Here is a 23,439-nt window from a genome sequence, read left to right on the forward strand (position 1 = left end):
ATCGTCAGCGGTCGAATTAGCCTGCGGTCGAACTCTTCGGCTGGGCGCCCATGGCGCGCTGGAGGCGCCAGCTCCGAAAACCCCAGGAGCGCCAGAAAGTCGTGTCTTTCACCTGCTGTTCTACAAGGCAACCACGGCGGGAAACAAGGGTGGGATCGATCCCTCGGAGGGCAATGGCCCGGTCGATCGCCGGCAGTGCCTGAGGTCCCAGGGAAAACAGGTAGTTCATGTCGATCCACACGCCCTTGCCGGTGGCTTCGCGGCTGTGGCTGACATTGTAGTCGGCGATGATGGCGGCGAAATTGATCAGCGAGCAGGTGTAGAGCGTAGCCGTCAGGGTGATGAGGTTGGCACGGATCAGCCAATCATTCGAACGGTTCAGAACGATGCGTGCGACGATGAGAACGAGGCCCAGCGCGACCAAGACCATCCAGATGAATGCCGCGACGCGCCACCAGGTCAGGAGATAGACTTGAACATAGAGATCGAGGCGCAGGATCGACGACAGCACAAGCAGGACATTCTGTGCCACCCACAGATAGACCAGCGGGCGGACCACGCGCGATTGTTCGGCCGGTCCGCCGGGCCTCATTGCCGCCAAAACGAAGCCCGCGGCCAATAGCGCTGTGACGATGAGCGGGTAAGCGCCCCGATGCGCATATGACGCGTAGCTGATATCGGCGGGGAGGGCCGCGTTACCCCAGAGGTAGATGGCATCAAGAATGGTCTGAACGGCGAACAACAGGTTGAACAGGACTAGCGACCGCAGGATTGTGGCGACGCCGAAAAACTCGATGTGGTGCGACGATGGCGTTCGCTCGGGGGCCGCCGCATCGGTCAAGACGGGCGGCATTGCTTCCGCTTTGCTGCGCCACCATACTTGGATAAACGGCCAGATGACCGATAGAGCCACGGTCCAGAACAATATTCGCCCCAAGCTAACATAGGATGCAGCATCGCCCGGGTTCATCAGGCGGACCCATTTCTCGAGCAAGGGATTCGCCGAGACGAGCAGAAACACGAAAACGCCGCCGAGAGCCACGGGGACCAACCACACGGTAAGGCCGCTCTTCAAAGTCGGCAGGTTGAATAGCCCCACGGCGTCCCGGAAAAACCTGAATGGGCCGACCAGATACAGATCGCACAACGCCGCCGCTCGCTCGCCGAGACCGCTCCGCTGCGGATTGGTCGTCAGCAGCAGAGCGATGCCGAGCGCAAGAACGATGGAACCCAGGGAGGCTGCGTTGAATTCCTCGATCGCAGGTATAAGCCCAGCGAGCACGAGGGCGGCTGCCAGCAACAACCGACTCCTGTTCAACCTTGCGAAGTTGGCGGCAAACGATCCTGCAACCAGCGCGAGGGCGAAGGCGACGGCAGAAATTCCGATCTGATGCCCGTAGAACAGCCAGTCGGCCAACGCCGCCAGCGCGAGAGCGATCGCAGGCTTGACGGATTGCGGACTCGCCTGGGCGGAGCTGGCATCGGATGTTGGCGTGGTGAGATCGGTCATTCTTGCGCCACCTGTCTGGAGGGGAAAACTGCAAATCAGTGCCGTTCCGGGGCGGTCGCATAGCCACCATCCGTCGTTGGCCAGTCTTGTCGGAATAGGCATTCGATGATCGCCGCCTGGTTGCGTGGCGAACTATCCGGAGCGGTTGTGCAGTTGATTGGATTGCGCTCTGCAAGAGTTCAGGATTTTTATGCAGTTTCTATGCAGGTGTCGTTATGCGCCTCGCGCTATCGGGACAAGTTTGATACGGGCAATCGTCCCGTCCGACTTCCCCGCGCAAAATCGTAATCTCATGCAAATTCTCAGACGTGTTGGCCTCGTCCTGGTCTGGTTCGCCGGAGCACTCTTCGTGTTCGCGGCGGTCAACAAGAATGATCCCTATCTGATCTCACTGCGCGGTTGGGGAAACATCGTTCTGGTCGCGACGAGCATCGCCGTTGCAATTATCCTCATTCGCCGCGGCCATTGGAGGAGAGGCGTTATAGGAAGAGCGCTCATTCTGCTGTGGTGGCTGCCATCCCTTTCGATGCTCGGTGCGCATGGCGCGTTCGAATGGCGCAAGCAGCGGGTGCTGCAGGCGGAAGCTCCGCAAGTGCGAAACCTTGGGCGGCACTTTGTCGTCGGATACTCGTCATTCCCCGAGGTTTCGGCGCTCGCCGAAAAGGGACTGATTTCGGGTGTCTACATCACCAAGCACAATATCGCTGGATCGTCGGCGGCGCGTCTGAAAGAGGAGATATCGGCGCTGCAGGAAAAACGGCGTGCTGCAGGCCTGCCGCCGCTGATCGTCGCGGCCGACCAGGAAGGCGGGATCGTATCGCATCTGGCGCCGCCCCTGACCAAGCTGCCGGCGCTATCGACGCTCGCGGGTCTGGCGCCGCATGTGCGTGCCGAGAAAGCGGAAGCGTTCGGGCGCACTCACGGGCAGGAGCTGGCGGCGCTGGGCGTCAATCTCAATCTGGCGCCGGTGCTCGATCTGCGGCCCGAACCGAAACGCAACCGGTTCGACTTCAACACGCTGATCGGCCAACGCGCGATTTCCGACGATCCGGCCGTCGTCGCCGATATCGCCCGCGCCTATGTGAGCGGCCTCGAAGCGTCCGGTGTCGGCGCAACGGTGAAGCACTTTCCGGGGCTTGGGCGGGTACGAACGGATACCCATCATTTCACCGCTGAACTCGACACGCCCGTCGACGAACTCGAAGCGTCCGACTGGATTCCGCTTAGAAAAGTGCTGGCCGGTTCGAAGGCGCAACTGATGGTCGGGCATGTGACGTTGACGTTGGTCGATCCGGACCGGCCGGCGTCGCATTCCAAGCGGGTCGTCGACGGCATCATCCGCAGGAAGTGGAACTATCAGGGGGTCGTCATGACCGACGATCTCGTGATGGGGGCGATCTACCAGCGCAATGTCTGCTCGGCGGTGGTCGAAGCGCTCAATGCCGGCGTCGATCTGCTGCTGGTCGCCTTCGACGGCACGCAGTTTTATCGCATCTTCAGCTGCGCGTTGGCGGCAGCAGTCGAGGAAAGGCTCGATGCTGCCATGCTCGGCGCGAGTGAAGTGCGGTTGAAGGCGGCATTCCCGGTTGATTGAAGGCCACCGGGACGCGAGGAGAGCCGGCGCGATTATTACTTCGCGAACCGGCCTTGCTCCGGCAGTCCAGTCATCGCACGGGCCTGGAACGCGGGTTTTTGATCCTGCCGTTTCGACCAGGACACATAGTAGGCAACGCCCGTCATGATCGAAATGCCAGCCACACTGACCAGGACGTGCATGACCAGCGAATCTGGTCCGGTGATCAGGACGAGATGCCCGGCAAACGAAAGAAACACGCCGGCGCAGAACACGGCCAGCCACTCCTGGCCACATTTGATGATCGGCTGCAGTGCCGGCCATCGGAATCCAGACCAGTCCCGCGAAACGATGTAGGCAAATAGAAATGCCAGCGCGAGAAAATGAAGCACCCGGTACGGGGCCAGATTTTCCTTATGGTCGGGCAGGAACACGTCGCGCAACACGTCCGGGACGAGGCCGGCCTGGGGAAATTTCCCCGCCACCGTCACGGCAAGGGCAAACAGCAGGTAGAACGACGCAATGGCGCGCAGGATCGCGAATTCCTGAAGCGTACGCAGGGTACGGATCTGATTCGCGCCACTCAGCGCCAGCCAGGCGCCGAGCACGAACAGGAGCTGCCAGCAAAACGGGTTGAGGTACCATTTTCCATTCGGAAACGATGATAGATTCCAGTCGAAATGGCGTGCTGCGGCGTAGAGACCAGCTGATGTCGCCATCGTGATGTTCGGGCGGCGTACCATGCCGAACAGGACGAGCGGGAAGACCGCCATCAGCACGATCAAAAGTTGCAGCACATCGAGGTTGAGCGGCTTGGCCTGCAGCAGCAGGCCGTGAATCAGGGTCCGGACCGTATGGTCGACGATTCCGGTGACGTTGAAATCGCTGATCAGTTCGGACGCACGCGATTTGCGCGCGACATATCCGATCAGATCGATGTAGATCACGAACAGGACGATATAGGCGGCATAAAGCTGCCACAGCCGCTTGAAGATACGGGTTGCCGTGACGACGAAGCCGCGCTCCAGCATCATCCGTCCATAGAGGATTGCGGCCGTATAGCCGCCGACGAACACGAACAGATCTGTGGCGCCGCTGAAGCCGAAATTGCGCATGGTCAGCAGGCTGACCGCATTGTGCGGCACATGATCCAGAAAAAGAAACCAGGCTGCGATACCAAGCAGGAGACAGAGTCGGAGATCGCCGTCGCGCCCGGCGAGCTCGGCCTTCATTGACGGATACATTGAGGTTTTAAGAACTTTGCAGGTCGGAGGAATCGAATCGCGACAATACCGCGACTGTCCGCAGCGTCGGAATAGACTTTGCGTGAAGAATAGTTAATCAGCCTGTCGACGATTACAGTCGCGCATCAATCACAATTTTTTGAGATATAGCCAGACGGTTATGCCCGCTCGTGCTTGCGCAGGTCGCGGACGTGATCGAACTGGTCGGCTTGCAGGTCGGCGCCGGTCGGGCCGATGTCAGGCAGTGCTGCCTCGGTGAGAATTTCGGCAGTGACGTCCTCGACCGAGCAGTCAGCGATTTCATGAATGAAGCTGATATTCCTGTATTCACCCGAAGCGATGCGGGAGACGACTTCGCGCCTTGTTACTTCTGGATCGACGATGGCCTCGCGGCCGCGGCGGCCGTAGTCGATCATCACGACGAAATACTGCATGCTGGCGATCTGATCCCATCCCGTTCGCCGGAATCGACGATGGCGAGCAGTATTTCGGAAAATCGGAAATTAGTCAAGCGTTAATTCTGGAAAACAGAAATTTTTCCGAATTAAGTCGATTGCTCCGGAAGCCGCCCTGATCCTATTTGTCCGATGAACGGCCTGAGGCCCTTGCCGCCTTGCGCGCCCGGGCCGCAGCCTTGCTCCGCAACCGTTCGATCTGGCCCCTTGGCAGGGTGACGCAGATCTCGCCGACCCATTCCAGCTTCACGCCGTTGATCGGTTTGGCGTTGAAGCTCTTGAGATTGACCATGGTCGGCGATTTTCCCCGCTCGATGGTTTTCAGATAACGCTCGCCGGTCTTCAGGCGAACGGCCGCTTCCTCGCCATAGAAGCTCGACAGGGGGTGGCGCTGCTCGCGATAGACCACGATGATGTCGCCATTCTCGTATTTCGGCAGCATGGAATCGCCGGATACTTCGAAGGCGATGGTCTCTTCGGCGATCGGGAAGGGCAGTTCGACCTCGCCGAGGCCTTCCGGCGGCACCTGCTCATGCTCGGGCTCGATCGATGCGCCGGCGCCGACGCGGCCCATGATCGGCACCGAGTTCAGTTCGAGATACTCGATGATAGGTGTGATTTCGGACGCCTTGATCAGGCGTATCCCGGAGAGAATTTCGGACACCGCGCCGGCCCGCACACCCATCGCGGCGGCCAATCCGCCCTTGGTCTTGCCCGGCTTTTCCAGGCCCCGTTCGATCAGTCTCACATCCAGCATGGCCGAATCCTTTCCGAATCTCAGAAACCGTAGCAGTTCCGAATATCCGAAATCAAGCTTGACTTTTATTTCGGAATATCAGAAATTGGTGCCTCTGCGTCGGGCTGCGTTGACGAGCGAAGGAAAACAACAATGGAACTGTGGAACTGGGCGTCCGAGCATTCGGATGCGCTGCGGGAATGTATTGCCAAGGGCCTGAGCTACGCGGAAGCCGCGCGCACCATCAATTCGCGATTCAATACGGCTTACTCTCGCAATGCCGCGCTTGGGCGTGCCCGGCGTCTGGGGCTGGGGCCGGAGGATCGCAGGCAACCGTCGATGCCTCGCAAGGCTGCGGAATCGCGTTCCGTCGTAGAGCCCCATGCCAGCGAAGTCAGGAAGCTCGAGCTTCCCTGGCCGGTTCCGGTGTTCAAAGAATTCGGGCCAGTCAAGCTGCCCAAGCTGCGTTGCGTGGAGATCGAGCCGCGGCGTCTCTCACTGGTCGAACTCGAGCGGGGAGACTGCCGCTATCCCTATGGCGGCGATGAAGAGGGCGAGGTCATCACTTTCTGCGGCCATCCGCGCCGCGCGGGTTCAAGCTATTGCACTCCGCATTTTCACTTGTGCCGAGATCCGGTCGAGCCGCCCGAACGTGCGGTGAGCGCAGCCTCGCTGTGGCTGGTGGAGATGGCATGAAGAACACAGTCGAGACTTGCCTCGCCGAGAGGCTGAAGCGGCTGCCGCTCCGTCACCGGATTGCTCATCTGCGCGCCCCACAGAAGGGCGGCCGCAGGGACGAAGTGTCGAGCTTGCTGCGCCAGGAAATGTCGGCCGCGTCAGCCGACTAGCCCTTTCATCCAAAACCAATTTCCCGCCGCCTTCAAGGAGTGCATCAGATGCCGAGAGTCAAACGCCGAAAGCCGTACAACCCTGCCAAGGTACATGACCGACGTTCGCGCGAGTTGCCGCGTCATGCCGAAGTAGCAACCGTTGAGGTCGATAATCCCCTGGCGTTGGATCCCGGTGAGAAGATCGTCGTCCTACGTTCGATCCGCAACGACCCGCTTGGCCGGCTGCATTCCCATCGCCAGATCGACGAAGCGCAGTTTCAGGCGGGACGGGCGTTCCAGAGCGACTGGGAGAAGGCTGAGCGCGGTCCGCGCGCGGTCGATCCGACGCGGGATTTTGTCGAGGGCGGGCAGGGGCGCGAGCCGATCACCGAGAGCCAGCGCAAGGCCGTGCTTCGGCTGAACCGGGCCGAACGCGAACTCGGCGCTGACGGTTCTGCGTTGGTGCATGATGTTCTGGTCCATGGCCTGACGATGGAGCAGGTCGGCCGGCGGAGGGACCTCAGCACCCAGCGCTGGCAAGATTACTTCTCGAAACGATTTCGCGAGTGCCTTGACCGGCTTGCGCTCTTGTATGGCTTTGCGACGGAGCATCCAATTTCCGTCAAAACCCTCCAGCGCTAAATCGCAGCGGTTGCACGACGTCATAGGCTGCCTTGGTCAGCGGTATGGCGTAGTCGACGGTCAGGGCGCCGAACGGGGAGGCCCAGGTCAGGCCCGCTCCGACGGAGGAGCGAACGACATTCTTGTTGGCGACCTGCAGCCCTGCCGTCGACCCGCTGTAACCGAATACGCTGCCGGCATCGACGAAAGCGGTGGCCCTGAGGCCGTATTCGTTGGGGATGCCGGGGATGGCGCTCTGCAGTTCGGCGGTCGTTGCCCAATAGGCGCTGCCGCCGACGTTATCCATCGTGGTGCCCGGCGTCAGGTCGCGCGGTCCGAATCCGTTCGGCGCAAAGCCGCGCACCATGGTGGGACCGCCGAAGAAATTGTTCATCAGCGGCACCTGCTGGCCGCCCCAGCCGGTGACGTAACCACCTTGCGCGCGAACCATGCCGACGAGGTCGCTGTTGATCGACTTGTAATAGCGCACGTCTTCCGTGGTCTTCAGAAATTTTATGTCGCCACCAAGTCCAGCCAGATCCTGGCTGAGCTGCGACCTGATTCCGCTGGTCGGGCTCTTGGTGTTGTCCAGCGTGCTGTAGGTCGTCGTGCTGCCAGGTGCAGAGACCCAGGTCGGACCGGCGGCGGCCGCTTGCCGAACCGCGAGCGACGGTATCAGGCCGGAGCTGTTCGGCGAGAGCGTGATGTTCTGGTTGTAGATCGAGTAGCGCCATTGCACGCCGATTTCCTCGGTAATGGGCGTGCCGAGCTGAAATCTCGCGCCGTAAGTGGTGCTGCCATAAGATTGATAGCTGCTGACATCGGCTTGCCGGCCAAAAAGCTCGATTCCGGCCGCGACCTTGGTGCCGAGGAAATAGGGTTCGGATGCCGCCAGATTGATGCCACGTGCATATTGGCCGTAGGTAAAGGTGGCCTGAACATTCTTGCCCGTGCCGTAGAAATTGCGCTCACCAACTTTGACCTCGACGAGCGCGCCGTCGACGGTCGAATAGCCGCCGGCGATATTGAAGTCGCCGGTCGCCTGATCAAGCGCCTCGACATCGAGGATGACATGGTCCGGCGCCGAGCCCGGCCTGTTCGTTATCTTAACCGTCTTGAAGTAATTCAAGTTCTTCAGACGGCGTTCGGCCCGGTCGATCAGCGTCTTGTTGTAGGGATCGCCCTCTGCGATGTCGAATTCGCGCCGGATCACGTAATCGCGGGTGCGCGTGTTGCCATGAATCTCGATCCGCTCGACATAGGCGCGGGGTCCTTCGTCAATCACGAAGGCGACATCGACGCGCTGCGTGGCGGCATCGCGGGTCAGGCGAGGGGTTGCCTGGGCAAAGGGGTAGCCGAGCCTTGCCATTTCGATCGCCAGCAACTCGGTGGACTTGTCCAGCGCGTTGCCGTCGAACACTGCGCCCGCGCGGGCGGTGGGGACGGCACGAAGCTTGTCGCAATCCATGCCCGGGATGTTGCAGGCGACGCTGACTTCGCGGAACTGATAGAGCGGACCCTCGTCGATTGCGAAGGTCAGCGTAAACCCCTTTGTCGCTGGGTCATACTCGGCCTTCGCCGCCGCCACGTTGACATCGGCATAGCCCTTGCCGCGGTAGTAGAGCCGCAACTGTTCCTGGTCCTGCGCGACGCGGTCGGGATCGTAAACGTTGCCGCCGGTCAGAAAGCTCAACATATATGTCGCGGACGTCTTGATGACCGCGCGGAGCTGGCGTTCGCCGAAGGCCTTATTGCCGGTAAAGCTGATCTGCCGCACCGGCGTCTTTGCGCCTTCCGTGATGACATAAACGAGGTCGACCAGGCCACTGCCGTGGTCGATGATTTGCGGATCAACACGCACCTCGGAGCGGCCGGCGCGCCGGTATACCTCGATGATGCGGCCGACGTCGGACTGCACGGTCGCACGTTGCAGCGAGCCGCGCGGCTTAGCTTCGACGGCGGCGGCAAGGTCGGTGTCCTTGACCTTCTTGTTGCCTTCAAACGCGACGCGGCCGAGCACTGGTGCTTCGGAGAGACTTACGATCAGCCGTTCGCCCACGTGCTCGATGGTCACCTTCTCAAACAGGCCCGTTGCAATCAGCGCCTTCAAGGCGGCGTCACGTGCGATCTCGTCGAAATGCCCATCGTTGGATGGATGAAAATGGGAGCGGATGGTTTCGGCGTCGACGCGGCGGTTTCCTTCGACGATGATCGAAGTCTGCGTTGGCACAACCGTTTCGGCGGCGACCGGCGTCGCTAGGATCAAGCCAACGGCGCCGACTAGCCAGCAGGCTGATCGGCTGCGCTGCGTGATGCTTCTGATCTCCACGTCCCTGCAGGACTCCCAGTTGATCGGGTGTGATCGAATTGCCACGGCGGGGCAAAAAAATGTCTGGCATAAGGTGAGTTGCGGGCGAGTTTTGACGATGGGCCACAATTTTGGCGTCTTTTGTCGAGGCCGATTTTCTCAGAATTGTCGCAATGAGCGCTTCATGCTTCGCCTTGAGAGCCTGGGCTATGCGCATCCGAATTGCGCAGGTGTCCGACCTCGCAGGAGCATCACATGCGTTATGCAGCTTTCGTTGTCGCCGCCGCGCTCACGCTGATTCAGCCCGCGCATGCAGGTAAGACACAGGAAGTCGACCCCAGCGCCTCGCTCGGCGTCGTCCAGAGATGGATCTACAACTACCGGGCCAAGCCGGATTACGCCCACGTTCCGGCGGCCGTGCGCGTGCTGTTTCACTCGCAGACGTTCAAGGAGCCGGAGAACGCCGGCATCTATCTCGGCTTCGTTGCCGGTGCGATCGGCTCGAACCCGGCCAAGGCCGAGCAACTCATTGCCAGCTTCTTCCCCGTCCGCCCCGAGGACGAATGGGTGATCGTCCGCGCCATCGCCTATTCGGGATTGCCCGACTGGCGAAACGTGCTGCGCCGGGTCGCGCCACGCATGCCGGGCCGGCGGATCATGATCGACGCCTACCTGGCTGGCAAGCTGCCGACCTTGACCGACATTCCGCTGGAAGAGACAAAGCCTGGCATGATGGACAAGCTGCGCGGGGCCTTCACCAAGAATCCTTTCGCAAAGGACGAGCGCAAAGTGAGCACGACGCTCACCTTTGCGAGCAACCAGGATTTGCTGGATACGCTGTGGGGCTATTACTTTGCGACCGGCTCGCATGCGCCGATCCAGCGCATCGTCCAAATGCTGCCGTGGAGCAAGAGCCGCGATACCGTCGACAAGCTGACGGTCGGAAGCATGGCGCGCTACACGCTCGCGAGTTACGCTATTCGCGATGGCAGTTTGCGCGAATATCTGCGCGGCGAACTTGCCCGGCAACCGGCGGCGGTGAAAGCGCCGCTCGCTGAGGTGGTCGAGGCGGCAGACACCGTGCAAATCGCGCCACTGCGCAGGGATGCGCTGGCCGCCGTGGACGAACTCAAGACCAAGGGCTCCGATAGCCGTCGCGACCTCAGCTTCTGGGGGCAGGTCGGTGTCGGCGCGGTCGCGCTCGGCTGCGTCTCCGCTGCCGCGTTAGGGCAGGTGGCGGTTGGCATTCCCTGCGTGATCGGCGGTTCGGCCTCGCAAGGGCTGCTGTCGTTCTGGGAGAAGCAGCAGTAGTCGACGCACTGTCGCTGCTGCTCATTCCAGTCCTGCGCGGCGAAAGCCTTCGAGATAGTGTTCGCGGTCGACATCATGCTTCCAGGGGAGCTGCGTCGCGATCCAGGCGAGCGAAATGTTCGGCTGGGCCCGCTTCAACTCCTGAAGCGCGGAGCAGGCGAGTTCGATCTGTCCGGTCATGCCGGCGGCGACGGTTAGTACCCGATGGGCGCCGGTCAGGTCGCCACGCTGACGGGTCGCCTCGCGCGCGAGCGTGATCGCTTCGTGATAATTCCTTCCGACGAACTGCGCGTAGGCGGCAACGCCGTAATAGATCGCGGAAGACGGATCACGTGGGCTTTGACGGATCGCACGCTGGGTCGCGTCATAGGAGTCGGTCCATCGCCCGGCATAGGATAGCGCCAAGGCATAATATGCCTGCGCCAGGGAGAAATTCGGGTTGAGTTGCAGAGCCAGCTCGAACTCGGCCAACGAATGGTCCAGCCGGCGGGTGGAGAAATAGACGCTGCCGAGCGCCGTATGCGCCCAGGCGTCCTCGCTGTCAGCGGCAATCGCCGCCAACGCCGCTTGTTCAGCAATGGGCGCTGCGGCGGCAAGGTCCCTCCAGCCCAGATGCACGCCGAACATATTGTTGGTCGCGAACAGGGCGAGCGCCTGACCGTAGTCCGGATCGATGGCAATGGCGTGCTCCAGCAGCGTTTGCGCGGCCTGGCTGTCGGAGCGCGTTACGCGCCAGTGATGCGATAGCGCCCGCATCACGAGGTCCCATGCATCGATGCTGTTGGGCGGCTTGCGGCGACTGCGAAAATTCTCCGCCGCATAGATCTGCGGCTCGATCGCGGCGACGATGGCGTCGGTAATTTCGTCCTGTACTGCAAAGACGTCGGTGAGGTCGCGGTCGTAATGCTCCGCCCAGATGTGACTGCCGGTCGAGGTGTCGTTGAGCTGCGCGGTGATGCGCACGCGATCGCCGGCCCTGCGTACGCTGCCTTCAAGCACGTAGCGCACGCCGAGCTCGGCCGCGATCTGCCTCATGTGGACCGGCTTGCCCTTGTAGGTGAATGAGGAGTTGCGCGCGATCACGAAGAACCAGCGCAATTTCGACAGCGCCGTAATGATGTCCTCGCTGATTCCGTCGGAGAAATACTCCTGCTCCCGCTCGCCGCTCATATTGTCGAACGGAAGTACCGCGATCGCGGGACGATCGGGCAGCATTAGTCCCGCGCGCGATTGTTCGGCTTCGACGCGCGACGCAGCCTTCGCGTCGCACGGGCCGTTAACGGTGCCAACGAAGCGAAGCCCCTTGCGCGGGATGGTACGGATTAGCCGTTGTTCCTTGCCGTTGTCGCCGATCGCGTTTCGCGCGGCGTTGATCCGGCTGTCCAGCGTCGAGTCGGAGACGATCCGTCCGTCCCACACCAAGGCAATGAGATCGTCGCGGCTGACCACACGATCATGGTGTTTCAGCAGGTGGACCAGCAGGTCGAATACCTGCGGCTGCATCGCCACCAACTCGCCGCCGCAACGGAGCTCGCGACGGTCCGTGTCCAGGATATGATTATCGAAATTGAATTTCACGTGTGCTTTCTCAAGAAACAATCAAGTCCGTCTGAAGAAGAGCTGAAGAATAACGCAAAGTCCTGTGGACGCTCTTCGTGCAACGTTTCAAGGACGGCAGCTGCAATCCATTTGCCGTAACGGAGCGACTTTCATGACGGCGACCCAAATCCTTCACCCAGCGACTCCGGGTAATACGATACTAAAATTCACTGCATTTTTGTTCGGGGGTGTGGCCTACCTCACATTTCACTTCACGATTCTGTACGCCATCGGCTTCGTGTCCGATTTCGCCGTGCCAAAGACCATCGAGACCGGCCCGAAAGCCGGACTATTCGAGGCAATTGTGGTCAATCTCATACTGATATCGTTGTTTGCGATCCAACATAGCGTCGTGGCGCGGAAGTCATTCAAACACTGGTGGACGCGGTTTATTCCGCGGTCTGTCGAGCGCAGCACCTATGTATTGTGCGCAAGCCTGACCCTACTCTTGTTGTTCTGGCAGTGGCGGCCGATGCCGGCCGTGATCTGGAATGTCCAGGAGCCCGAAATGGCCATGCTGATCGCGACGGCATCTTTCGTCGGTTGGGTGACCGTGTTTACGAGCACCTTCCTGATCAACCATTTCGAATTGTTCGGACAGGTTGCGAACAACCTCGTCGGCCGCGAGATGCCGCCGCCGGTTTTCCGGACACCTTTCTTCTACAGGTTCGTCCGGCACCCGATCTATCTCGGTTTCATCATCGCCTTCTGGGCGGCACCCGTGATGACTGCCGGGCATCTATTGTTTGCGGCAGTGAGGCCTATATATTGATCGGCATAAAGCTCGAAGAGCGCGACCTCGTCGATATGTTCGGTGATCGGTATCGCCGCTATCGGGAGAGGGTTTCGATGCTGCTCCCTGGCACAAGCTTTCCTGAATACTTGGCAATCATCTGTAAGGAGACAAACTAGTCATGAAACACACTGGAAGCTGCTTTTGCGGCGCGGTCGAGATCCAGGTCACGGGTGAGCCGGAGGGAATGGGTTATTGCCATTGCCGCTCCTGCCGCTCATGGTCCGGCGGACCGGTGAACGCGTTCACCTTGTGGAAGCCGGATGCGGTCCGGGTCACGGCGGGGGCGCAACATGTCTCGACATTCGCAAAGACTGCGATGAGCCAGCGCAAATACTGCGCGGAGTGCGGAGGTCATCTGATGACCAATCATCCGACGCTCGGACTTGTCGATGTCTTCGCCGCCACCCTTCCGACGCTTCCCTTCAAGGCGGGCGTGCACGTCAACTACGCCGAGACGGTGCTGCCGATGCGGGACGGGCTGCCGAAGCTGAAGGACTTTCCTGCCGAGCTCGGCGGCTCCGGCGAGATGGTCGCCGAATAGGGGAAGGCGATCTTTTGCAGAAGTAGTGGCGTTTCGGACGTTCGCGAGGCCCGTTCATTGGTGGGACGCCGCCCGTTTCCCGGACCAGACCTGGAGGCGGGCGGCGCCTTTCGGGCATGACCGGGTTTGGTCCGGGATGCGAGGCGATGCGGTGGCCCGACATGCCGTCTTGAGAGCTATGTCAGCGGCAGGTCCGGCCCTGCAAAATCGGGGTTTGGCGTTCCCTATTCGGTTCCGGTAAGAAAGCCTTGAAGTCGCGGCGAAAACCTTCATTTCGCCAGGCAAAATAAACAAAAGGAAACGCCGGAAATGACAGCCAGACCGCAATTGCCGGAGCGTACGCCGCGCGCCAAGGGCGAGCCCACCGCGCTGGATGGTCTGCTGGTGGTCGACTTCACCCGGGTCGTTGCCGGCCCGGCCTGCACGCAAACGCTGGCCGATTTCGGCGCCGAGGTGATCAAGATCGAAAACCCCGATGGGGGCGACGATACCCGCCACTATGAACACGCGGAAATCGGCGGTGAGAGCGCGGCTTTTCTGAGCCTCAATCGCAACAAGCGCGGCATTGCGCTTGATTTCAACAACCCGGCGGCGCTCGAGGTCGCACGCGAACTGATCGCGAAGGCCGATGTCGTCGTGGAGAATTTCTCCGGCGGCGTAATGAAGAAGTTCGGCCTGGACTATGCCTCCGTCGCGCCGACCAATCCGCGGCTGATCTACTGTTCGATTTCGGCCTATGGCCGCAAGGGCGAGTTCGCTTTGCGGCCGGGCTTCGATCCGATCACGCAGGCCGAAAGCGGCTTCATGTCGCTGAACGGATTTCCCGACGGGGAGCCGGTGCGGACCGGCCCGCCGATCGTCGACATGGCGACAGGCATGTCTGCCTGCAACGCGATCCTGTTGGCGCTGATCGCGCGCGACCGGCTCGGTCGTGGCCAGCAGGTCGAGGTTGCGCTGATCGACACCGCCGTCTCGATGACCGGCTTCTATGGCATGGCCTATCTGATCAGCGGAGCGAATCCGGGACGTTTTGGAAATTCACCCAACGGCTCGCCCACGGTCGGTGTTTATCAGGCGTCCGATGGACCGCTCTACATGGCCTGCGCCAACGATCGCCTCTATCGTCGGCTCGTGGTGGACGTGCTCGATCGGCCGGACCTTGTCACCGATCCCCGGTTCGCGCACCGAAAGGACCGGACCGCCAACAAGGAGAAGCTGCGCGCCATCATTGCCGGCGTCTTTGCCAGCGACAGTCTCGAGAACTGGATGGCGAAGATGAAGAAGGCCAACATACCCGTCGGTTATCTGCGCACCGTGGAGGAAGGCTTCAACGCTCCGGAGGTGCTCGACCGTCATCGGCTGAGCCGGATTCCGCATCCGACGGCAGGCGCTGTTCCCAATATTGAGACACCAGTGCAGATGAGCCTGACGCCGACCATCGATCCCGTGGCAGCGCCGCTGCTCGGCCAGCATACGAAGGAAGTGCTGCGGAAGACGCTTGGCTATGACGAGCGGCGTATTGCTGATCTGGCCGAGGCCGGGGCTTTCGGCAAGGCCAGCAATACCGGCTGAGGCGTCGGTCTTCGGCGCCCTGCGCCTCTCGCAAACAAACCTCCCTGCGTTTGCATGGCGCCTAAGCCGTTCAAAGCAGTAGCTTTTCCCGTTCGTCTGCGGCTAATGTGCCGCCAAAAGCGGGAGAGAAACAGCATGAACGACGCGACCCCCATCCGGCCGGCGAGAAACGTCGAACTCGGCGCCAGCGGCGAGGAATTCCAGAACCTCCACGAATTCATCCGGAAGGCCCGCGCGCGGCTCAACCAGAACGCCTGGGATTATATCGTCGGCGCCTCTGAGACGGAGACCACCATGCGCCGCAACCGCATGGCGCTCGACGAGATCGCGTTCCGGCCCCGGGTTCTGCGCAATGTCGCCGATGTCGATGCCTCGACCGAAGTGCTGGGCCGCCGCTTGCGTCTGCCGGTCATGATCGCGCCGGTCGGCGCGCTCGAAATTTTCGATCCCGATTCAGGCGCCGCGGTGGCGCGTGGGGCCGGGCAGTTCGGTGCCGCTCACATGCTGAGCTCGGTATCCGAACCGGGGCTCGAGGCGACCGCGAAGGCCGCGCCGGACGCGCTGCGTATCTACCAGCTCTACGTGCGGGGGGACGATGCGTTCGTCGAAGACGTCGTGAGCCGCAGCATCGACAACGGCTATGCCGCGTTCTGCCTGACAGTCGATACCGCGCATTACAGCCGGCGCGAGCGTGACATCGCCAAGCGCTATGTCCGCGAAAGCCGCATCCGCGCGACCGGCGGTGATTTCCAGAAGGGGCTGGACTGGCGCACGGTGAAGCTGATCAAGGACAAGTACAAAATTCCGTTGGTCATCAAGGGGATTGCCACCGCGGAAGATGCCAAGATCGCAATCGATCACGGCGTCGAATGGATCTACGTCTCGAACCATGGTGGCCGCCAACTCGACCATGGCCGTGGCTCCATGCATGTCCTGCCGGAAATCGTCGACGCCGTTGCTGGCCGCGCCAGGATCATGGTCGACGGTTCATTCTGCCGGGGCACTGACATCGTGAAGGCGATCGCCTCCGGCGCCGACCTGGTCGGCATCGGCCGTCTGCAATGCTGGGCGCTTGCGGCCGCAGGCGAGGCCGGCATCGTGCGGATGCTCGAATTGCTGGAAGACGAGGTGATCCGCTGTCTCGGACTGCTCGGCGTGACCCGCTTTGCCGAACTCGACAAGTCCTACCTGCATCCGGCAACATCGACCAATCCGCCAAGCGTGTTCAGCGCGTTTCCCTTGGTGGACATCGAGCCGTATCGCTACTGAGGATCGCGCTGCGGCCTCATCCTTCGCCGGTCGATATGGCCGGGGAACTCGATTGCGTCTGCCGCATTGTCAGCGGCGGGCACCGCGCCGCCGCTATGACAGATCTTGATCCGAAAGGCGCAATGGTTGGAAGCGAATGGCGGAAAATCCTTTCGCCGAGCTTGGTCTGGAAAGGGCGATCGGCCTTCGCTGGTCGCTGCGCGATATTCAGGCGCGCCGGCTGAAGCTGTCGCCGGTCAGCGATGAAGATCTGAGGATGTTGACGGGCCTCGGCCTTGTCGAAGTGCACGAAGAGGGGCTTGTGCTGACGTCGGCCGGGATTGCGGCACTGAACGGGCCGTGATCAGCGCGCCTTCAGGAAGCTCTCACCGGAAGCGCAGGGCGTGCAGCAGTAGGTCAACACGTCGTAGTTCTGGTCGCGCGGCTCGATCGCGGCCAGACGCATTTGTGCACCGCACTTCATGCACGGCATTTCAATACTGGTTTGAAACCGCGTGCAGGTTGGCGTCGGCCGAAACGTTTGCAGCATTTTATCCCCTTGTCCCGAGAGAGACTTAAATCCAGAGACGCAACGCCACCGACATCGATCGTTAACCCGAATCACTATGCCACACTGTTGCCACCATTGGAATCCGCTGTCGGCCCCGTACGGTTACGGGCGGACGGATCTGGTGAGCTGAATGACGGATCTTTTGGGTTCGCGCCCGGTGGGGCTGACCCAATACGAAGCAGACGCCGCCGGGATTTATGCTAACCTCGCAGGGTCGACAGTGGAGAAGCGACCATGACTGAACCGAAACTCGAAGTCCCGGCCGAGCTGCGTGAACTGGCCGAGAAAACCATCGATCAGGCGGAAAAGGCATTCAGCATGTTTTTCGATGCCGCTGGCAAGTCCATGACCTCGATGCCGGGCGCCGGTACGGAAATATCCAAACAGGCACTGTCGTTCACCGAGCAGAACATGAAGGCTGCGTTCGAGCATGCCCGCAAGCTGGTTCATGCGACCGACCTTCAGGAGGCGCTGCGGATCCAGTCCGAATTTCTGCGCAGCCAGTTCACCAACGCCGGGGAACATATGCGGCAAATCACCGGCGGGGTGATCTCGGCTGCAAAGGATTCGACCAAGGGCAAGTTCTGAGACGAGGTTCTAGCGGCGGCGTGCGACCGCGACGCCGAACAGAAAGGCCACGAACAGGCTGGCCAGCGGCGCTTCGCGGGTAATCGCACTGATCGTTGAGAGGGGCATTCCCGGTCGCCGTGCCGCCGCGATCGCCTCGCTGAGACGGCCAACGGCTGCCTGCAGTCCCTCCGACACTTCCGTCAGCGTGCGCGACACGTCGGTTGCGGTGTCGATAGCGCGTTCGGCCATACCGGGCTGCGATGGCTCTTCGATCGTCACGTTCTGCAACTCACTCCGGCGCCCCGGCAACCGTCAGGTCACGGGCTGATGTCTGACAATGCGCGGTCGAGCGATTTGTTCCCGAACGTGATCACTTGATGGCTGATGCGGAACCTTCCCCTTCGCCGCGATTTGACCTCAAAGGAAATTAACGGTTGATCCCGAAGGAAGCCAACTCGGATATTCAGATGGCTAAGGATTTGACGGAAGATCGTCTGAGCCGGTCCGGTGGCGGGCCGCTGAAGGTTGCGATTGCCGTCGCAGTTTTCGGCGTGCTCAGCATGTTAGTCGTCGACCACGGGCCATGGAGCAAGCCGAAAGTTGAGCACCCGGTCGTCGCGAACTACAGCAACACCGGCGAGGCGGCGCGCGCGGCCGGCGCGCAGGTGATTCCGACAGAGCCCCGGCTCGAAGTGGAGCCTGATCCGCCACTGCCGAAGCCGCTTCACCCGGTTAACCCGGCGCCACAGCCACAGTAGAGGACGGCGTTTGACATGTCGGGCAAATCACCGGCATAAGGACATCATTCCGGAAATCGCGAGCACCCGATCGAGCGCGTCAGCGCATCACGCGATGGGTGATGTCATCCACGACTTAGCCTTCGCTTCGATGTCAGTACTGCTCCGGCTCGAATCTGTTGCTTCCGCACTTGACGCGTCGGGCAAATCAGGTGCATATTAACATCATTGCAAATTCCGTAGAGCCCGCGCCGGAAACGGCGGCGGGCTTTTTCCTTTCTCGGAGGTGATGGTCAAGGCGGTCGGCGGATCGTCGAGACCGTTGCATCGAATTCTCGTAGCCACTTGAGAGCGGCTTGATCCGCCGTTCACCGGCACATCATCGCAAAGATCGAAAGCCCGCGCGGAGAGATCCGCCGCGGGCTTTTTGCTTGGAATCCTCGAATCGGACGGCGGCCGCCCATCGACGCCGCAACTCCCAACGCCCCCGCCGGGCGTCGCGAGCGCGCCGTCGTCCGAACCTTCATATTATTGGCCGTGCATGCGCGAACATGCCCGGCCCGCGGCGCGCACCGTCACGCGCCGCATGCGGCCCCGCGAAGGGATAAGGTTCGCGCCCCAAATGATCTGCGCCCACACCGCGATCATGCCGCACATTTCTATTCTTCGAAAGAGACATTGATGACCGCCTGTCTGATCTCGCTTGCACTCATCGGTCTCGTCTTCATCGCCATATCGGAGGAATTCTCGTGAGCACCGACATCATCCAATTCATTCCCCGCCCCAAACGCGACGACGTGCAGACGGATTTTCCGGCGATTGCCTTCCGCTCGTGGCACGGACCCGTCACCGATCCTGTCGATCCCGTACCGCATAGGCGCGCCGGATCGGCCAAACGGGACGCCTAGATGGGAAAGGCAAAGGCTCTTCTCGAGATTCGCTCTCTTGCACGCAGCCACACCCGAACCGCGATCCGCGTTCTCGTCGGCATCATGCGAAGCGAGGATGCAACGCCAGCCGCCCGCGTCTCCGCCGCCCACGCCATCCTCGATCGCGGGTGGGGCAAGGCTACACAGCCGCTGGAGAACAGTGGTGAGGGAACGCTGGAACTCATACACCGAATCGAGCGCGTTATTGTGCACCCTGACAGGGGAGACCAGTAATTTTTGCGTTGTTGTATGCCATATCTCACGAGTCGCATGAAACTGCTGCGCGCCGGGTACCCTCTGATGAATGCTTTGCCAACGATAAACTTGGACAGACCGGGCATTGCGGCGGTGGCAGTGTTTCTTCTGTACTTCGCACACGGGTCAGTCGCGCGAGCCGAATCGAATTCGTGCACCGAGAGAGTATCATCCTACGTTGCCGAATTGGATCAATTGCTTTCCAAGGAAAGGGAATGGATTACTCCGTACAATGATCTGAAAACCCGACACGCACCATTTCGGGATTGCGAGGCCGGTGTCTTAGTTGAACAGGTCGTAAAATCACGCTGCATTAAACCAATTGCCTATGACCACCGATCAAAGATCATTTTTCATCGATTTCTCGAACGACGACGTCCAAGTCGGCTTTGTCTATGAAGTCGAAGAGCGAAAGTCTGCCTACCACTATGCCACATTTGCGAGGAAGTAACGGCACCGATGATGCGTGCCGATAGCTGCGAATATCCCCGCTGACTAGTTGCCACCCTACTTTCCACCGTGCTTCTACGGAGTAGCCGGGTGATTTCACTTCGGCTAATCGCCTTGGCAATCGCCATCTTCGATGTCGACTGAATCCTCCACGCGCGATGATGACCACTTCTCCGGTCACGGTGACGAAGGTTTGCATGCCGATGATATCGGCTCTTCGATCCTTGCGCTGCCACAACCTGTCGTGCGCCTCTCCATCCACTGAGATAGGGCTCGCCATTGTCGATCCTGAAAATTCCGACAGCGAAGGTCTTTGAGCCACTTCTGGAGCCCGCGAGATATAAGGGTGTTTACGGCGGCCGCGGCTCGGGTAAATCGCATTTCTTCGGCGAACTCCTGGTCGAAACCTGCCAGGTCGAACGCGGAACGCTTGCGGTCTGTATCCGAGAGGCGCAGCGAACGCTGGCGCAGTCCTCGAAGCGGCTGATCGAAAGCAAGATTGCCTCGCTTGGCGTCGGCAGCGGATTCAAGCTGTTCAATGACAAGATCGAAACGCCTGGAGACGGCCTCATTATTTTTCGCGGGCTTCAGGACCACACCGCGGAGTCGATAAAGAGTCTTGAGGGATTTCGTATCGCCTGGATTGACGAAGCGCAAACGCTGAGCGTGCGAAGCCTGACGTTGCTGCGCCCGACCATCCGTGCGGAAAATTCCGAGCTGTGGGCCTCCTGGAATCCCCGGCGAAAATCTGATGCGATCGACGATTTCTTGCGTGCGCGCAAGCCGCCGGGCGCAATCGTTATAAGCGCGAACTGGCGAGACAATCCGTGGTTTCCGCCGGTGCTGGAAGAGGAGCGCCGCACCGATCTTTCGCTTTACCCGGACCGCTATGATCACATTTGGGAAGGCGATTACGTGAGAGCGTTCGAGGGGGCCTACTTCGCGCAGATGCTGGCCGAGGCGCGTACGCAAGGGCGGATCGGAAAGGTCTCCGCCGATCCGCTGCTGCCGCTGCGCGCCTTCATCGACATCGGCGGCTCTGGCGCGACGGCAGACGCGTTCACGATCTGGATTGTGCAGTGGGTCGGGAACGAAATCAGGGTTTTGGATTACTATGAAGCCGTGGGCCAAGTGCTGGCGTTTCACGTCAACTGGCTGCGCTCGCGCGGCTATGGGCAGGCCATCCTTCATTTGCCGCACGACGGCATCAACGAGAACAACATCACCGGCAAGCGCTACGAGGATCACCTGCGTGAAGCCGGCTTTACTGTCGAACCTCCGGTGAAGAACCAGGGCAGGGGCGCGGCCATGATGCGGATCGAGGCGCTGCGGCGTCTGGGCTCGCAGATATGGTGGAACGAGGCGACGACCGAAGCCGGAAGGGACGCGATCGGCTTCTACCACGAGCGCAAGGACGACGTTCGCAATGTCGGGCTTGGGCCGGAGCATGATTGGTCGAGCCATGCCGCCGATGCACTGGGACTGATGGCGATCTGCTACGAGGCGCCGGTGAGGGCAGGAAGTTTCAACCGGACGATCCGCTATGCAGACGAGGGCTGGAGGTGAGGGCTAGTCGGCAACGGCACGCCGCATCGCCGCTACTTCTTCGTCGTCCTTGCCGCATAAGCGCGCTGCGCATCTTCAGGACAGTAGGTCACCGGGCCGCCGTCCTCCTTGAATTTCCGATCCACGGTCTTCTGCATATGGAACGTGTTGTCGTCTATTCTGCTGATCCGGATGACCTCTGCGCTCATCGTCCCGGGATCCTTTCGCGGCTTCGCGTCGTCGGCTTTCTTCTTCGAGGACGATGCTTGTTTGCCCGCTTCCGCCGGACTGCAGGTCAGCGAAGCGGACCGTCAGTCCCGTGCTCATCAGTTCAACGACTTTGCATTCCGCCTTGCCGCTCGAGATTGACCCCTCGCTCAGACCGACAACGACTTCGCCTGATTTCATGCAGCGATCGCCAAAGTCTGCGCCCGGGCTGGCGTAGATGCCGTCCTTTGGGCACCATTGCTTTGGGTTCAACAGCTGCTCCGGTACTTTGTATCTGGCGTCTTCTTCGGCTCGCTTCTTTTCCTCAATGTACGCTTTGTTGTACATCTTGGGGACAGTAATCAGCTCGCCAACTGCCAGGAATTTTCCGTTTGATGTTCGCCGAGCGAGTATCGGGCGCCGTAACCAGCGCTGGGCAAGAATAGCGATCAGAGATGCCAATGGCTTGTCTCATGAGATCCTGCACACCGATTCGCAGAAAATGAAAGTAAGCCAAAAGGTCTTTGCAGGCGAACCGATCGGTACGATGGGCAATACCGGAGTGAAAGATCATCACGTTCGAATCCCGCGGCGTTCTGGAATCAGCAAAGCCACTATCCGCGAGAATACCAGCAATATCTGGATATCTCCGGCATCAACTCGAGCAACGAACTCGCAGACTCGGCAGTGGCACAAGTTACTTCGGCTCCACCCAACAAGAGTGCGTTTCCTTCACCCACGAGTATAGTTTCTCCGGACCAGCAGAGCCTCATCGAAAAGCGCTTTGGAGAATGGACATCCGCTTCCAGCAATCCCGGGAGCGGCCAGTCGCCTGCACCGGTGTTTGACACCGGCGCGCCTCCAGTTCGGCAGTTCTCCCGAATTGCTCCTTCCGACCGCCAGGATTCGCTCGATGATCGCTTCGGAAACTGGACCGCAACTGCGGTAGGAACGACTCCACGCAATCCAAACCAACCTGCACCATTGCCAGAGTCTCGGAGGGCACGCGGGATCGTCACGGGCCAGCCGGTGCCGCTATGGATCACTCCACCGCCGATCTTCGATTGTTCGGATCAGCGTCCTGGCGAGGAGTACCGGGCGATGCGGCTAGTGAAGCGTCGTCCGTAAAACGGGCCGATCCACTAGTTTGTGGTGCGGTGTGAACCTCTGCGCCGATCTTCGTCTCCGCTTCGCAGCTCCCGCGATCAAGCCTCAAAAGCAGGAATCTTGTTCATGCCCAAAATGTCTACTTCCGATCTCAAGGCGATGCTCGCCTCCGAAAGGGCCAACGCGCTGGCCGCGATCTCGGCCGCACGGCTGGCGGAGGAGCGCGCCGACGCGATGGATTACTATCTCGGCGACATGTCCAAGGACATGCCGGCGCAGGATGGCCGCTCGCGCGCGGTCTCGACCGATGTCGCCGACACCATCGAAGGCCTGATGCCACCGCTGATGGATATTTTCGCCGGCTCCGACGAGGTCGTGCGCTTCGAGCCGGTCGGTCCGGAGGACGAAGCGGCGGCGCAGCAAGAGACCGACTATGTCAATCACGTCTTCATGCAGCAGAACCCCGGCTTCATGGTGCTCTATTCCTTCATCAAGGACGCGCTGCTCTCGAAGATCGGCATCGTGAAGGTTTGGTGGGAAGAGCGAGAGGAGGAGAGCCGCGAGACTTATTACGATCTGACGGATGATCAATTTACGTTGCTTGCGCAGGCTGTGGCTGAGTCCGATGGCGCTATGAAGATCGTGGCGCATACCGCGCACAATGCTGGTTAGCCAGTACGTTGACGCGTAGTTTGGGAATGCCCGCGGTGGGATTGAACACCGT

Annotated in this window: 24 protein-coding genes and 1 pseudogene; 16 read left to right on the plus strand and 9 right to left on the minus strand. The window is 60.6% G+C overall.

Annotated elements, in window-relative coordinates; translation table 11 throughout:
* Positions 1–16 precede the first annotated feature (16 nt).
* The gene (locus tag RX331_RS10330; protein WP_317256455.1) at positions 17–1,510 is read right to left on the minus strand and encodes a DUF4173 domain-containing protein; all 1,494 of its coding nucleotides are present in this window, start codon (positions 1,508–1,510) and stop codon (positions 17–19) included.
* Positions 1,511–1,802: 292 nt separating this feature from the next.
* On the opposite strand from RX331_RS10330, the gene RX331_RS10335 reads away from it, so the two are divergent.
* Positions 1,803–3,104, plus strand: coding sequence for a glycoside hydrolase family 3 N-terminal domain-containing protein (locus RX331_RS10335; RefSeq protein WP_317256456.1), 1,302 nt, complete (start codon positions 1,803–1,805; stop codon positions 3,102–3,104).
* Positions 3,105–3,139: 35 nt separating this feature from the next.
* Here RX331_RS10335 and RX331_RS10340 read toward each other — a convergent pair whose 3' ends face one another.
* The 3 genes from RX331_RS10340 to RX331_RS10350 all read right to left on the minus strand — a co-directional run bounded on the left by RX331_RS10340 (position 3,140) and on the right by RX331_RS10350 (position 5,539).
* Positions 3,140–4,327: an OpgC domain-containing protein gene (locus tag RX331_RS10340; RefSeq protein WP_317256457.1), complete on the minus strand. Its 1,188-nt coding sequence runs from the start codon at positions 4,325–4,327 to the stop codon at positions 3,140–3,142.
* Between the two features lie 158 nt (positions 4,328–4,485).
* Complete coding sequence (locus RX331_RS10345; RefSeq protein ID WP_317256458.1) at positions 4,486–4,761, minus strand: hypothetical protein; 276 nt, start codon at positions 4,759–4,761, stop codon at positions 4,486–4,488.
* A 142-nt stretch (positions 4,762–4,903) separates the two neighbouring features.
* Positions 4,904–5,539, minus strand: a complete 636-nt coding sequence (locus RX331_RS10350; protein ID WP_317256459.1) for a S24 family peptidase — start codon at positions 5,537–5,539, stop codon at positions 4,904–4,906.
* Between the two features lie 132 nt (positions 5,540–5,671).
* On the opposite strand from RX331_RS10350, the gene RX331_RS10355 reads away from it, so the two are divergent.
* Genes RX331_RS10355 through RX331_RS10365 form a run of 3 tightly spaced genes read left to right on the plus strand, consistent with a single transcriptional unit; the run spans position 5,672 to position 6,990 of the window.
* Positions 5,672–6,214 carry a GcrA family cell cycle regulator gene (locus RX331_RS10355; protein WP_317256460.1) on the plus strand — a complete coding sequence of 181 codons (543 nt, stop codon included), beginning with the start codon at positions 5,672–5,674 and terminating at the stop codon, positions 6,212–6,214.
* On the plus strand, positions 6,211–6,366 hold the full coding sequence (locus RX331_RS10360; protein ID WP_317256461.1) for a hypothetical protein: 156 nt from the start codon (positions 6,211–6,213) through the stop codon (positions 6,364–6,366). Before RX331_RS10355 ends, RX331_RS10360 begins: the two co-directional genes overlap by 4 nt.
* 48 nt (positions 6,367–6,414) lie before the next feature.
* Complete coding sequence (locus RX331_RS10365; protein ID WP_317256462.1) at positions 6,415–6,990, plus strand: DUF6456 domain-containing protein; 576 nt, start codon at positions 6,415–6,417, stop codon at positions 6,988–6,990.
* Here the strand turns inward: RX331_RS10365 and bamA are convergent.
* The gene (bamA, locus tag RX331_RS10370) at positions 6,971–9,199 is read right to left on the minus strand and encodes an outer membrane protein assembly factor BamA (protein ID WP_317256463.1); all 2,229 of its coding nucleotides are present in this window, start codon (positions 9,197–9,199) and stop codon (positions 6,971–6,973) included. The two genes, RX331_RS10365 and bamA, sit on opposite strands and share 20 nt — an antisense overlap.
* A 333-nt stretch (positions 9,200–9,532) precedes the next feature.
* Between bamA and RX331_RS10375 the strand changes: the two genes are divergently transcribed.
* Positions 9,533–10,588 (plus strand): hypothetical protein, encoded by a 1,056-nt coding sequence (locus RX331_RS10375; RefSeq protein WP_317256464.1) that lies wholly within the window; start codon positions 9,533–9,535, stop codon positions 10,586–10,588.
* Between the two features lie 21 nt (positions 10,589–10,609).
* Here the strand turns inward: RX331_RS10375 and RX331_RS10380 are convergent, their stop codons facing one another.
* Positions 10,610–12,166, minus strand: coding sequence for a winged helix-turn-helix domain-containing tetratricopeptide repeat protein (locus RX331_RS10380; protein WP_317256465.1), 1,557 nt, complete (start codon positions 12,164–12,166; stop codon positions 10,610–10,612).
* A 133-nt stretch (positions 12,167–12,299) separates the two neighbouring features.
* Here RX331_RS10380 and mddA point away from each other — a divergent pair.
* From mddA to RX331_RS10410, 6 genes and pseudogenes are all read left to right on the plus strand, one after another.
* Positions 12,300–13,099: pseudogene (gene mddA, locus RX331_RS10385) on the plus strand (methanethiol S-methyltransferase).
* Between the two features lie 2 nt (positions 13,100–13,101).
* The gene (locus RX331_RS10390) at positions 13,102–13,524 is read left to right on the plus strand and encodes a GFA family protein (RefSeq protein WP_283033230.1); all 423 of its coding nucleotides are present in this window, start codon (positions 13,102–13,104) and stop codon (positions 13,522–13,524) included.
* 309 nt (positions 13,525–13,833) lie between these two features.
* A complete protein-coding gene (locus RX331_RS10395) occupies positions 13,834–15,096 on the plus strand; it encodes a CoA transferase (RefSeq protein ID WP_317256466.1) in 1,263 nt (420 codons plus the stop codon).
* Positions 15,097–15,231: 135 nt separating this feature from the next.
* Positions 15,232–16,365 carry an alpha-hydroxy acid oxidase gene (locus tag RX331_RS10400; RefSeq protein ID WP_317256467.1) on the plus strand — a complete coding sequence of 378 codons (1,134 nt, stop codon included), beginning with the start codon at positions 15,232–15,234 and terminating at the stop codon, positions 16,363–16,365.
* Positions 16,366–16,501: 136 nt separating this feature from the next.
* A complete protein-coding gene (locus RX331_RS10405; protein ID WP_317256468.1) occupies positions 16,502–16,708 on the plus strand; it encodes a hypothetical protein in 207 nt (68 codons plus the stop codon).
* A 441-nt stretch (positions 16,709–17,149) separates the two neighbouring features.
* Entirely contained in the window at positions 17,150–17,503 is a 354-nt protein-coding gene (locus RX331_RS10410; protein ID WP_283033243.1) for a phasin, read from the plus strand.
* Positions 17,504–17,512: 9 nt separating this feature from the next.
* Here the strand turns inward: RX331_RS10410 and RX331_RS10415 are convergent, their stop codons facing one another.
* Positions 17,513–17,734, minus strand: a complete 222-nt coding sequence (locus RX331_RS10415) for a hypothetical protein (protein WP_317258088.1) — start codon at positions 17,732–17,734, stop codon at positions 17,513–17,515.
* Positions 17,735–17,919: 185 nt separating this feature from the next.
* On the opposite strand from RX331_RS10415, the gene RX331_RS10420 reads away from it, so the two are divergent.
* The 3 genes from RX331_RS10420 (at position 17,920) to RX331_RS10430 (ending at position 19,385) form a co-directional block, all read left to right on the plus strand.
* Positions 17,920–18,243 carry a hypothetical protein gene (locus RX331_RS10420; protein ID WP_317256469.1) on the plus strand — a complete coding sequence of 108 codons (324 nt, stop codon included), beginning with the start codon at positions 17,920–17,922 and terminating at the stop codon, positions 18,241–18,243.
* A 728-nt stretch (positions 18,244–18,971) separates the two neighbouring features.
* Positions 18,972–19,130, plus strand: a complete 159-nt coding sequence (locus RX331_RS10425) for a hypothetical protein (RefSeq protein WP_317256470.1) — start codon at positions 18,972–18,974, stop codon at positions 19,128–19,130.
* Positions 19,131–19,385: a hypothetical protein gene (locus tag RX331_RS10430; RefSeq protein ID WP_317256471.1), complete on the plus strand. Its 255-nt coding sequence runs from the start codon at positions 19,131–19,133 to the stop codon at positions 19,383–19,385.
* A 367-nt stretch (positions 19,386–19,752) separates the two neighbouring features.
* Here RX331_RS10430 and RX331_RS10435 read toward each other — a convergent pair whose 3' ends face one another.
* A complete protein-coding gene (locus RX331_RS10435; RefSeq protein ID WP_317256472.1) occupies positions 19,753–20,136 on the minus strand; it encodes a hypothetical protein in 384 nt (127 codons plus the stop codon).
* On the opposite strand from RX331_RS10435, the gene RX331_RS10440 reads away from it, so the two are divergent.
* Positions 20,136–21,422 carry a PBSX family phage terminase large subunit gene (locus RX331_RS10440; RefSeq protein ID WP_317256473.1) on the plus strand — a complete coding sequence of 429 codons (1,287 nt, stop codon included), beginning with the start codon at positions 20,136–20,138 and terminating at the stop codon, positions 21,420–21,422. The two genes, RX331_RS10435 and RX331_RS10440, sit on opposite strands and share 1 nt — an antisense overlap.
* A gap of 75 nt (positions 21,423–21,497) precedes the next feature.
* Here RX331_RS10440 and RX331_RS10445 read toward each other — a convergent pair whose 3' ends face one another.
* Positions 21,498–22,070, minus strand: a complete 573-nt coding sequence (locus RX331_RS10445; protein ID WP_317256474.1) for a hypothetical protein — start codon at positions 22,068–22,070, stop codon at positions 21,498–21,500.
* A gap of 771 nt (positions 22,071–22,841) precedes the next feature.
* Here RX331_RS10445 and RX331_RS10450 point away from each other — a divergent pair.
* Positions 22,842–23,387: a hypothetical protein gene (locus tag RX331_RS10450; RefSeq protein ID WP_317256475.1), complete on the plus strand. Its 546-nt coding sequence runs from the start codon at positions 22,842–22,844 to the stop codon at positions 23,385–23,387.
* The last annotated feature ends 52 nt before the right edge of the window (positions 23,388–23,439 follow it).

Source organism: Bradyrhizobium sp. BWA-3-5, from assembly GCF_032917985.1.
Lineage (GTDB): Bacteria > Pseudomonadota > Alphaproteobacteria > Rhizobiales > Xanthobacteraceae > Bradyrhizobium.